This window comes from Streptomyces sp. NPDC102462 (assembly GCF_044765425.1).
GTDB lineage: Bacteria > Actinomycetota > Actinomycetes > Streptomycetales > Streptomycetaceae > Streptomyces.
The window spans coordinates 1-10,487 of sequence record NZ_JBIWKB010000117.1; the positions used below are offsets into that span (position 1 = coordinate 1).

A 10,487-nucleotide genomic window follows, 5' to 3' on the forward strand; every position below is an offset into this window, starting at 1 on the left:
CATCCAGCGGCTCACCCATGACAGCCATACCCCGGGCCCCTGGGCCTCACCGATCTTACGAATGACCAGTTCAGACCCACATCAATAGATAGGACGCTCATGACCAGCACTCCGTCGGTGGGGATGAACAGGCCGACGGCGAGATAGATCAGCGCGGTCCCGGCGAAGTAGACCTGCACGGACGACGCGAAGGCGACGACGACGGATCCGGCGGCCAGGAGCACCGCGGACACGAGCACCAGGCGCTTACGACTGCGGACCTTGTCCGTGATGACAGCGCCCACGATGGTGCCGACCAGGGTTCCGGCCAGGCTGAGAGTGCTGTTGATCGCGATCATCGACGGCAAGTCGCCCTTGGCCACGCCCAGTTCATCGGTGAGGAAATAGAGGGCGAACGAGCCGGCGAACGCCATGCCGAGGGTGATGGTGAAACGCCCGAGCCAGACCCAGGCGAAGTCCGGAGCGCTTCTGGGGTTGAACCGGTAGCCCTGCAGCAGGGTGCGCAAGAGCGGCTGGCGGGGGACGTCCCGCGGATCGAGCAGGCGGTCGCGGTAGAGGAGGACGCCCAGCGCCGAGGTGACGACGAAAAGGGGCACGGCGATGGTGGCCATGACGAACTGGTTGCCGATGAACTTCGGGCCCACGATGCTCGCGAGGAGCCCGGCCAGGACGCCCACGACCGAGCTGAAACCGAAGACGCGTCCCCGAGCGTGCTGCGGAATGCTGTCGGGAACCATCGCCGAGTGCGACGCGTTAGAGATTGCCTGCCCGAGGGCGACGACCCCCATCGAGGTGTAGACGGCGACAAGGTTGCCTGCGAGACCGAGTAGCACCAGTCCGAGGATGGTGAACACTGGGCCGATGATCAGGCCGGGCTTGCGCATCCCGAGCCTGGACGTGGTGCGGTCGCTGATCGCTCCGAACAGCGGCGAAAGGATCATGCCGCCGAACGCCGAGATGCCCACCGCGATGCCCAGGCCGCTCTCCTTGTTCTCCGGCGCGATGCGCGCGACCACGATTGGCAGGGTCACGACGGCGGGCATCAAGGTGGCGGCGGTATTGCCGAAGGTCGTGACCAGGATGGCTGCGGCGGCTCGCTTGGACACCTTCCCGAGTGGCGCGTCGGAGGAGGCTGCATGTACCGCATCGGCGGACTTTGGCTCGTCCTGCGGCAGGGAAGGGTTGCGGGATGCGGGGCTCGAGGGGGCCATCGCGGACTGCGGCTCGGACTGGGGCACCGCGGATCTCCTGTGATCAGCGAGTGGAAAATCTGGCTGGCACCAGATATTGACGCTGGGGACCGTACCAATAAAATCTAGGTATGCATAGATTTTCGTGAGATCCGGGAGGGGGGAGGGGCGGGCCCGGCTTCTGGCGTTACGGGGGGGCGTGAAGCTTCCCCTTGATCGTGGACACCTGGAGACTGGGACATGAGGTTCCAGAGGAAGTAGCACCAGGTGGGAAGCAAGTACTCTCTGCACCTCACCTTCGGCATCCAGACCACCACCGGCGCCCAGCTCCTGTCCTGGCTCGCCGACGACCTGCGCCGCCACGACGTGCTGCGCGAGGACCTGCCCGTGCATGCCCCGGACGGTTGTGGAGGTGGCCGACGGCACGCTGCCGCGTCCCATCCTCGCCCAGCCGCCACCTTGGCTTTTTATGCGTCGGCGAACCGGCTGGTGCGGAGGGTCAGGGGAGCGCCATGCGCCAGATGCGGGCCCAGGTGGAGGCGTACTGGCGCGGCAGCGGGCCGGTGGTGTAGGGGATGCCGTACTTCTCGCACAGCTTGCGCACCCGGGGAGCGATCTGGGCGTACCGGTTGCTGGGCAGGTCGGGGAAGAGGTGGTGCTCGATCTGGTGGCTGAGGTTGCCGGTGAGGATGTGCAGGAGAGGACCACCCTCGATGTTCGCCGAGCCGAGCGCCTGCCGTACGTACCACTGGCCGCGCGACTCGCCCTCGATCTCGTCCTCGGTGAAGGATTCCGCGCCGGCGGGGAAGTGACCGCAGAAGATGACGGTGTGCGCCCAGATGTTGCGGGTGACGTTGGCGGTGAGGTTGCCGAGCAGGCAGGGAAGGGCGGATGGGCCGGCCAGCAGCGGGAAGAGGACGTAGTCCTTGGTGAACTGCCGTGCCGCCTTGCGGGCCATCCCGGCGAGGTCCCCCAGGAACGCGCGCACGGACTTGCGGCCCTGGAGGACTGCCTCGGGCTCCAGGTCGTACAGCGCGATGGCCCAGTCGAAGAGTGGTGCCAGCAGCGGCCCGCCGTAGAAGGGCTGGAGGAGATGGGCAGGGTGCCAGGGCTGGTCCGCGCTCATCCGCATGGCCGCGTAGCCGAGGTCGCGGTCGCGGCCCACCACGTTGGTCCAGGTGTGGTGCAGGTCGTTGTGGGTGTGTTTCCAGGCGGCGGCCGGGGTGGGGAAGTCCCATTCCCAGGTGGTGGAGTGGATGGCCGGGTCGCGCATCCAGTCCCACTGGCCGTGCAGGATGTTGTGGCCCAGCTCCATGTTCTCCAGGACCTTGGCGGTGGTGAGCATCGCCGTCCCGGCCAGCCAGGCAGGCGGCAGCAGGGAGACGGCCAGTGCGACCCGGCCACCGGCTTCCAGGGCGCGGTGCACAGTGATGAGGGTGCGGATGTAGCGGGCGTCCTCGGCGCCGCGCTCGGCCAGCACCTCGGCGCGGATGCGGTCCAGTTCCTGCCCGAAGGCGTCGGCTTCGGGCTGCGCGAGAGCGAGCGCAGCGGCCACTCTTTCTCCCCTTTCTTGAAATCCATCCTCAAAGGGCTCTACAGATCGAGGTGTACGGATCCGCAGGCGGCCGACACGCAGGTCTGGATCAGGTCGCCCGGCTCGCCGTGTACGTCGCCGGTTCGCAGGTCGCGGATCCGGCCGGCGGACAGTCGGCTGACGCAGCTGTGGCAGATGCCCATACGGCAGCCGCTCGGCATGACGACACCCGCCGCTTCGCCCACGTCCAGCAGGGGCGTGGCGGAGTCGGCGTCCGTCTCGACACCGCTGCGAGTGAAGCGCACCCGCCCGCCGCGCCCGCCCGATCCACCGCCAGGTGCGGCCGGTGACGGTGGCTGGAACCGCTCCAGATGCAGTCGGCGCCGTGCATCCGCGTCGCTCCAGGTCCGCTCGGCGAACGCCAGCAGTCCCTCCGGGCCGCAGGCCCAGGTCTCGCATTGCGCCCAGTGGGGGCAGAGTGCGTCCAGGCGTGCCCGGTCCAGCCGCCCCTCCCGGCGGGTGTGGTGTTCGTACAGCGTGAACCAGTTCTCGCGGGCGGCCATGGCCCGGAGCTCACCGCCGAAGACCACTCGGTCGGTGTCCGGCGCGCTGTGCACCAGCACGGTGTCGGGGCGGCGGCCCGTCCGCAAGGCGAGCGCGCGCAGCATGGCCACCGCGGGCGTGATGCCGATTCCGCCGGTCAGGAACAGCAGGCGCGCGGGCGGCGGATCCGGCAGCACGAAATGCCCCTGGACGGGACCGAGGCGCAGGGTCTCCCCGGGCCGGACCCGGTGGGCCAGGTGCGGCGACACCCGCCCGTCCGTAACCGCCCGCACGGTGATCGCAAAACGACCGGAGCCGTCCGGTGGGGTCGTGATCGAGTACGTCCGCCAGTGCAGTACGCCGCCGACGGCCACTCCCACGGGCACGTACTGCCCCGCCGCGCGATGCCCCGACCAACCGCGCCCCACCCGCAACACGAGGGTCGTCGCGTCCGTCGTCTCCGCCCGGACCACCTCCACCCGGCCCGTCGGCCACCTGACCGACCACAAAGGATCGACGACCGCCAGGAAATCGTCCGGCAGCAACGGGGTGGTCAGCCGCCCGACTCCCTGCCAGACGTGCCGCGCCAGGTGTCGGAGCCCACAGACCATCCCGCCTCTCCGTTCCTCGTCACTCTCCGATCACCTACGCTCACGCAGCCGTGGCCGACTGGCAAGCCGGGTTGCTCCTCCCCTGACCCGTACGACCCCCAGCGCCAGCCGGCCCGCTGCGCACCGTCATGCCTCGCCGCCGCTGTGGACACGCCGTGCAACGCACCCCGGCCACGGCTTGCCCGGCCCTCGTTCCCGACACCCCTGCTGAGAGCGACCGACACGTGCGCCACGGCAGCGGGCCGCGACGGTGGGAACGGGCCAGGGCGGTGGTGAGCTGGAGCTCACTTCGATCTCTGGATTCAGCCGCCGAGGAGCGTGGGCGGGGTGACGGTGGTCGAAGGCGCATCCATCCATTTCTTGAAGGCGCCGAGCTCGCGGTAATCGCGGACGAACCCCGCGGTAGGTGAAGTCCTCACTTGCGGGCGGACAGCTCCAGCAGGTCGTCTGCTGTGGCCGTATCCATGAACGACGGCAGGTCCCAGCGGCCGTGTCCCGGAGCGAGCAGGCAGACGGCGTGTTCGGCTCGTGGCGAGTCCGTCCGGCGCAGGTGCACCATCCGGTCCGCGACCATCATCCCGTCCCCGGGCAACGACCACACCGTCCCGTTCACGAGGACACTGCTGGATGCGTCCCCAGTGGGGCGTGGTGCGGCAACCCGGCAAGCAGTCCGGGCAGTTCGGCAGTCAGGTCGTACGACCTAGGCCACCAGGCCCGTCGATACGACGGGCCGAGCCGCCCGGGCGAGGCTCCGCTTCCAGCCGCAGCCGGGCGGAAGACGGGTGGGGCGAAGAGGTGGTCGTCATGAGAGCTCCTGGGCTGGCGCGGACGGAAGACCCGCCACGGTCCGGGATGCGGCGGGGCGGTGGCCGGTCCCGCGTGCGCCGACCGCAGCCCGGCCGGCGCACGCGTCACGCGGTCTCGCCCGGATGCGTCCGGTCGACGGGCGGTCTGCTGACGTCCAGCCAGGAACGGAGTGGGCCGGCGCCCCGCGCGGGGTCGAGCGTGAGGTGCAGACGTGTGCCCCGCCCCGACGTGAACGCTGGATAGCTGCGCTGCTCGCCCCCGGCGAACAGCAGCCGGAGAGCGTCCGCGACGTGCCGGGCCGCTTCGGCATCCATGGACACGATGCGCACCTCGACCGTGCCCTCGGCGGGAGCGTCGTCCGGAAAGTATTCAGTCAAGGGTGAGTGCGACTGCAGAGATTCGGTGGTCATGATCGGCACCTGCCCCGGGCCGTGGGAACGGCTCGTGTCGTGTCACGCGGCCCTACCGTGCCGCGCGCCGAGGACGAGACCAGTCCTGTCACCGGAGTACGAAGTACCCTCGACTCTCTCCACCGTACTCCTGAGCACCCTCGCTGCGTCCGCTTCCGGCATCGGCGACGTACGGTGGGAGGTACCGAGGGCATCACGCACTCCGGCCCCCGTGCCAGGTCGTCCTCGGCGAGAGAGGAAACCGCGAGCCACCCCAGCGGTCGGCGCGGAGACGGGTCGGCATCATGTCCGCCGCAGTCGAAGCAGCTCCGAACACGCTCGTCATGGCCGCCCGCGTACCGCGTGCCCGCACCGGCCCGCGCTTCTGCCGAGGGGAGGCGTGATGGCCCTTTCCCGGCTGGACATCCACCGGCGGAACCGAGGGGAGGGGGCACTCGTCACGCTCGCCGGTGCGATCGGACCGGCCACGGCACCGCTGCTGCGGGCGGCGCTGGCGCAGTGTCTGCGCGACGGCGTCACCGTCATCGACGTCGACCTGACCACGGTCGGCTCCTGCGACGCCAGGGGCCTGGACGTCTTCCTGTCGATGTCACAGCGCGCCGACCGGGTGCACACGTCCCTGCGGTTTCACCACCCGTACGCGCAGATCACCCGGCTCCTCGCCGTCACCGGCTCCACCCCCTGCTCCTCGCGGCCCCCACGGATCCCGTGCCGCCCGCGCTGCCCCGCGACCTCTTGGAAGCGGCCTCCTCGGGTCCGTCGGCCGACGGAACGCGGACGCCTGAGGACACCGCTCGTAAACAGGTCCTCAAAGACGGATTCCGACTGCGTCGGCTGACCCGTTGGCAGGCCGAAGGAGTGGAGCAGGACATCGCGGATCTGGCCATGGCGTCCGTCGCGGACACTCCCGGTGCGTCGTTCCACGGCCGGGGAGAGTTCCTGCGCCACCTGGCCGTCAGCGCCAGGCGCCCCGGCTTCGCGCTGCTGATCGCCGAGACGACGGTGCTGGTCGGTTGTGCCTACGGCTTTCCGCTGGGCCCGGACGGCCCCGGCCGGCGAGGGTTCGACCGATTGCTGCAGGAGAGCATCCAACGGCTCACCACGTACGCACGGTTCGTCGTCCTCACTCAGGTCGTCGCCCATCCGCACGCTCAGCACCGCGACATCGCCCGCCGCCTGCAACAACGCCTGCTCACCGACCGGCACACCCCCTTCGGAGTCGCCCTGCTCCATCCGGCCGACCAGGCCGGACACGCCGCATTCGAGTCCTGGGGCTGACAGAACATGGGACAGGTCGTCGGGCTGCCCGGCCCCCATATAGCCCCCTGCGTGCTGACCCTTCCCCTGGAGAGTCCCTCACCGGCAGGCCGGTGATCAGACCGCTGTCGTCGATGATCCGGCGGGCCGTACCGGCCGCGGCGGTCATGCCACCCCCCGTCTGCAGTACGGATGCACCTTCCGCACGGCGGTTGCGCCCCGCGCCGTCCGCCACGGCCGGGAGTACTCTTGCAGTTACCGAGAGCTTTCCGGCCGCACGACCACGGCGAGGCCGTTCCCGGCGAGTGACAGACGCGGGCAGCCGAAGGTCGCCCGGGACGGGATCGCACGATGGACCCCATCACAAAGCCCGCCGAAGGCGCACGCCCAGGTGACGCGCACACCTACCGGATGCCCTTGCCCCGTCTGAGACTCACGCCGGGCGTCAGCCACGGCCCGCTGGACGGAGCATGGTGGCCGCGCTGCGACGCACTGGAACTGGAGCTGCCCGCGCTGGTCGGCTCACTGGACCCGGCCGTCGGCACCGTCACCCGGGTCACCGTGGACCCCACGTCCTGGCCCGATGCCCCGCAGAAGGTGATGGCGCCCGGCCACGTGATCGAGGTGGCCCAGAGCAACCTCGCCGCCGAAGCGCATGCCATCACCCTGGACTGCAGCACCACGGGACGCTGGGAACTGCTGGTCATCCCACCCGACGAGCCGACGGGAGCAGCCACCCGACTGCTGACCGCCGCTGCCGACCCCGAAAACCCGCTGTCGGCTCCACGCATCCTGGAACTCGCCGAGAGCGGCCTCGACGGAGAAGCCACATGGGAGTCGGAAGGAGGCCCCGGACTCAGGTGAGAGGCCCGACGCGCTCGGGCCCAGGTGACCGGCCGACCGGTCCGGTCGTCGACGTCCCCGGTGGAGCCATGGCACGAACGATCTCTTCGTCGTCCCACACCGCCGCGACCCATGCGCGCGGACATGGCGGGTGAGCGGATGATGCCCGGACGGCGCGCGGACCGCTCCGAGAGCTTCGGGGAAGCGCTGCTGGGAGCGGTTCTCGACCGCGCGCACGAGCTTCCTCCCCACCTCATCGGGCCCTTGGTCGCCGACGTGGTGGAGCGATTGGGGGGCCGCCGTCCGCAGGTTCTGCTGCAGGACTACGGCCAGCTGATGCTTGTACCCCTGCCCGGCGAGGGCCTCGCGGGCGGAGAGCCGCAGCTGATCGACGACTCCGACGCGGGACGCTGCTTTCTCGACGCGGTCTGCGTCGAGGTCTCCGACGACGACGGCGTGCGGGTCCACCTGCCGCTGCTGGACGGCGGTGACCAGGTGGGTGTCATGGCGGTGACGCTGGACAGGGTCGACGACCACGACCGCCGCCTGCTGCACAGGATCTCCGGCCTGGTGGCCGACCTGCTGGTGACCAAGCACGGCTACTCCGATCTGTTCTTCGCCAGCCGACGTGATGAGCCGATGAGCGTCGCCGCGGAGATCCAGTGGTCCCTGCTGCCACCGCTGGCAATGATCATGCCCAGGGTCGCCGTGGCCGGGATCCTGGAACCCGCCTACGACGTGGCGGGTGACAGCTTCGACTACGCACTCAACGGGGACATCCTCCACGTGGTCATGATCGACGCGATGGGGCACGGCCTGGACGCGGCCACGATGGCCACCGTGGCCATCGGCGCCTACCGGCACGCCCGCCGCGCCGGCGTCGGGCTGTCGGAGATCTACGACTTCATGGACCGCGCGGTGGCGAAGCAGTGCGGTCCCGAGCACTTCGTCACCGCACAGATGATGCAGCTGGACACGACGACAGGACGGGTCCGGTGGGTCAATGCAGGGCACCCGCCGGCGATCCTCGTCCGCGACTACCGTGTCGCGGACCGCCTGGCCGGCCCCACGACCCTCCCTGTCGGCCTGGGCGGTGCGGAACCACGGATCAGCGAACTGGGACTGGAGCGCGGCGACCGCGTCCTCTGCTTCAGCGACGGACTGGTCGAGGAGCACAAGTTGAGTAGGGAGGAGTTCGGGGAGGACCAGCTGATCACCTGTGTGAACCAGCTGGAGAGAACCGGCCGCGGGGTCCGGGCGGTGACGCGCTCCCTGTCCCACACGCTCAAGCGGGCGCGGGGCGGACACACCACGGATGACGCGACGCTGCTCATGGTGGAGTGGCGTGGATGACCTTCATCCATCGCTGTCGTCCGTCGGCCTCGGTCCGAGGGACGGCTCGTCAGTCGGACGGCCCGTACCTGCTTCCGGTGTCGATGAGAATCTGTTCCGCCCGGCTGATGTTGTCGGCCCGGACGGCCTGGCCCATCGCGGCATGTGCGGCCTCCGGTGTCGCGTGCGGCGGGACCACCAGCAGTGAGAACACGTCCTGGTCGCCGCGGGTGATCAGGACAGTGTCATCGCCCACCGGGAAGGAGTCGATGTGCACCACCCGGTCGTCGACGACGATCCGCGTCGGGAGCCCTTCCCAGGCAGCGGAGTCCAGCCCGACGCGCGTCACGGGGCCGAGATGTGCGATGAGAGCGCTCAGCAGCGCGGGCAGCTCGGCACCGATGTCGCGCGACCGCGGCCACCACGCACCGTCCAGGACACCTTCACGCGACTCCGTCGTCTCCAGCCTGAGCAGCGCGCATCCCGGCCGCACAGCCGCATGGACGCCACTCGGCAGATGCCGGGAAACAGGGGGTGAATCGGAGCCGGTCATAAGGGACCACCCGTCTTCCGGAACCGGTGCGAACACAGGACTCCCCTCGCCCCACCACGCTACTCCGTAGCGCCGGGGGCTGGAATCTCCGGGATCGGCCCGACCCCGGTGCCTGCCGCGACGGTGGGAACTACCGTCGCGGCATACCCTTCAGGGTGTGGGCGTATGCGGAAGCGCCGCGGCAGCCGGACGCCGGACGTTCCGGCCGGTTGCTGCACCATGTCCTCAGCGCCACCGCCGGCAGGAGGTACCCGTGGATGCCCATTGGCCTCCACGGGCAACGCCTGGGCCCGCCTCGTCGCGGCGACTCCGGAGACCGCCGTGGCGTCGCCGAGGTGGTGCGTTGCTGCTCACCTCGGCCGAGCAGCGCAGACGCCCCGCTGGCCGCGAGGGGGCGCCCGTCTCCGTCTCACCATCGACCGGCAGACACGCCTCACAGCCCGCACAGTCCTGGCCGGCATCCAGCGGATCATCCCACGTCAGCGCCCGCGCCGTCGGCCACGAGCCCGAGAGTGACAGCCATGACGACACTCCGTGAACGCAAGACCTACCGCAAAGCAGTTCTCCGAACCTTGTATGGGGCGGTCGAACGCAACAGTCCCGAGGTCAGCGGAGCGACGCTCCGTGACGAGGTCCGTCTTCCCGACGCGGACCTCTCCGCGGCATGCGCCTACCTGGCCGACGCCGGCCTGATCACCGTCGACTGGACATCACACAAGACTCCCGCCACCGCCTCGCTGACCCATGAGGGCATCCGCTTCATGGAGGAGAAGGAAGATTCGGCCCAGGGTGACTGACGTGGCACCCGGCTCCTCCACCGAGGCCATGAAGAGGAAAGGCACCGCGACAGCCCACGCCGCCGCCCCCGTCCCGCCCGGCCTGAGTGGGCGGCCTGGATGCGTGCTGTGCCCTTGCCTCAGGATGCGGGCTTCGTGCGTGAGCGATGCGTGAGCGGACTGCCCGGCACAGGGCGTCATGCAGGGGGCCGAGTACGCAGCCGGTGCGCTGCTGACCATGAAAAATGGCACTGCGTAGCAGCGTCGAGCAGCCCCCGGCAAGGATTCGATCCCACTCCACCTGCCGGGCAGCCGGGCAGCGATCTCGGTGCCGATGTCGCCGAGGTAGGGCCGGCTGCTGGTGGTGATGGTGGCACCGTGCTCGTGGGCGTAGTGCACCAGGGAGCTGGCGGTGGCCCGGGCAACCTGCCCGTTGGCCAGAGGTGAGATGAACGGGCCTTGGCCCCGAATCCTGGACACGGGTTATGCGGCTGGTGCCAGCGTAGTTGATGTTGTTTCGGACGCTGCCTCGTAAGCGAACTGGAAGCGGTTCACCAGCGCGTCTCCCCGGCGAAATACTTGGCCGCCTTCCGCAGGATCTCGCGTTCCTCCTCCAGTTCGCGGACCTTCT

12 protein-coding genes are annotated in these 10,487 nt (G+C 69.7%); 5 read left to right on the forward strand and 7 right to left on the reverse strand.

Annotation, left to right across the window (positions count from 1 at the left end; translation table 11 throughout):
• Positions 1 to 11: 11 nt before the first annotated feature.
• The 6 genes from ACIRFL_RS42905 to ACIRFL_RS42930 all read right to left on the reverse strand — a co-directional run bounded on the left by ACIRFL_RS42905 (position 12) and on the right by ACIRFL_RS42930 (position 5,095).
• Positions 12 to 1,238 carry an MFS transporter gene (locus tag ACIRFL_RS42905; protein ID WP_404040947.1) on the reverse strand — a complete coding sequence of 409 codons (1,227 nt, stop codon included), beginning with the start codon at positions 1,236 to 1,238 and terminating at the stop codon, positions 12 to 14.
• A 451-nt stretch (positions 1,239 to 1,689) separates the two neighbouring features.
• Positions 1,690 to 2,745, reverse strand: a complete 1,056-nt coding sequence (locus ACIRFL_RS42910; protein ID WP_404040950.1) for a fatty acid desaturase family protein — start codon at positions 2,743 to 2,745, stop codon at positions 1,690 to 1,692.
• 38 nt (positions 2,746 to 2,783) lie between these two features.
• Positions 2,784 to 3,878 (reverse strand): ferredoxin reductase, encoded by a 1,095-nt coding sequence (locus ACIRFL_RS42915; protein ID WP_404040953.1) that lies wholly within the window; start codon positions 3,876 to 3,878, stop codon positions 2,784 to 2,786.
• 415 nt (positions 3,879 to 4,293) lie between these two features.
• Positions 4,294 to 4,491, reverse strand: a complete 198-nt coding sequence (locus tag ACIRFL_RS42920; protein ID WP_404040956.1) for a hypothetical protein — start codon at positions 4,489 to 4,491, stop codon at positions 4,294 to 4,296.
• Positions 4,488 to 4,793 (reverse strand): DUF5994 family protein, encoded by a 306-nt coding sequence (locus ACIRFL_RS42925; RefSeq protein ID WP_404040959.1) that lies wholly within the window; start codon positions 4,791 to 4,793, stop codon positions 4,488 to 4,490. The genes ACIRFL_RS42920 and ACIRFL_RS42925 overlap by 4 nt, the downstream gene beginning before the upstream one ends.
• The gene (locus tag ACIRFL_RS42930; RefSeq protein WP_404040962.1) at positions 4,790 to 5,095 is read right to left on the reverse strand and encodes a hypothetical protein; all 306 of its coding nucleotides are present in this window, start codon (positions 5,093 to 5,095) and stop codon (positions 4,790 to 4,792) included. The genes ACIRFL_RS42925 and ACIRFL_RS42930 overlap by 4 nt, the downstream gene beginning before the upstream one ends.
• Positions 5,096 to 5,477: 382 nt before the next feature.
• On the opposite strand from ACIRFL_RS42930, the gene ACIRFL_RS42935 reads away from it, so the two are divergent.
• The 4 genes from ACIRFL_RS42935 (at position 5,478) to ACIRFL_RS42950 (ending at position 8,548) form a co-directional block, all read left to right on the forward strand.
• On the forward strand, positions 5,478 to 5,933 hold the full coding sequence (locus tag ACIRFL_RS42935; protein ID WP_404040965.1) for an STAS domain-containing protein: 456 nt from the start codon (positions 5,478 to 5,480) through the stop codon (positions 5,931 to 5,933).
• A 20-nt stretch (positions 5,934 to 5,953) separates the two neighbouring features.
• A complete protein-coding gene (locus ACIRFL_RS42940; RefSeq protein ID WP_404040968.1) occupies positions 5,954 to 6,373 on the forward strand; it encodes a hypothetical protein in 420 nt (139 codons plus the stop codon).
• 330 nt (positions 6,374 to 6,703) lie between these two features.
• Positions 6,704 to 7,216, forward strand: a complete 513-nt coding sequence (locus ACIRFL_RS42945; RefSeq protein ID WP_404040971.1) for a DUF5994 family protein — start codon at positions 6,704 to 6,706, stop codon at positions 7,214 to 7,216.
• A 138-nt stretch (positions 7,217 to 7,354) separates the two neighbouring features.
• On the forward strand, positions 7,355 to 8,548 hold the full coding sequence (locus ACIRFL_RS42950; protein ID WP_404040980.1) for a PP2C family protein-serine/threonine phosphatase: 1,194 nt from the start codon (positions 7,355 to 7,357) through the stop codon (positions 8,546 to 8,548).
• Positions 8,549 to 8,597: 49 nt separating this feature from the next.
• On the opposite strand, the gene ACIRFL_RS42955 is transcribed toward ACIRFL_RS42950, so the two are convergent.
• On the reverse strand, positions 8,598 to 9,080 hold the full coding sequence (locus ACIRFL_RS42955) for a DUF5994 family protein (RefSeq protein ID WP_404040974.1): 483 nt from the start codon (positions 9,078 to 9,080) through the stop codon (positions 8,598 to 8,600).
• Between the two features lie 521 nt (positions 9,081 to 9,601).
• On the opposite strand from ACIRFL_RS42955, the gene ACIRFL_RS42960 reads away from it, so the two are divergent.
• Positions 9,602 to 9,877, forward strand: coding sequence for a hypothetical protein (locus ACIRFL_RS42960; protein ID WP_404040977.1), 276 nt, complete (start codon positions 9,602 to 9,604; stop codon positions 9,875 to 9,877).
• The last annotated feature ends 610 nt before the right edge of the window (positions 9,878 to 10,487 follow it).

What these genes read in the sequence shown, in the direction of transcription:
- ACIRFL_RS42915 (WP_404040953.1), bottom strand. Translation starts at nt 3,878, where the DNA reads ATGGTCTGTGGGCTCCGACACCTGGCGCGGCACGTCTGGCAGGGAGTC.
- ACIRFL_RS42930 (WP_404040962.1), bottom strand. Translation starts at nt 5,095, where the DNA reads ATGACCACCGAATCTCTGCAGTCGCACTCACCCTTGACTGAATACTTT.
- ACIRFL_RS42935 (WP_404040965.1), top strand. Translation starts at nt 5,478, where the DNA reads ATGGCCCTTTCCCGGCTGGACATCCACCGGCGGAACCGAGGGGAGGGG.
- ACIRFL_RS42945 (WP_404040971.1), top strand. Translation starts at nt 6,704, where the DNA reads ATGGACCCCATCACAAAGCCCGCCGAAGGCGCACGCCCAGGTGACGCG.
- ACIRFL_RS42950 (WP_404040980.1), top strand. Translation starts at nt 7,355, where the DNA reads ATGATGCCCGGACGGCGCGCGGACCGCTCCGAGAGCTTCGGGGAAGCG.
- ACIRFL_RS42955 (WP_404040974.1), bottom strand. Translation starts at nt 9,080, where the DNA reads ATGACCGGCTCCGATTCACCCCCTGTTTCCCGGCATCTGCCGAGTGGC.
- ACIRFL_RS42960 (WP_404040977.1), top strand. Translation starts at nt 9,602, where the DNA reads ATGACGACACTCCGTGAACGCAAGACCTACCGCAAAGCAGTTCTCCGA.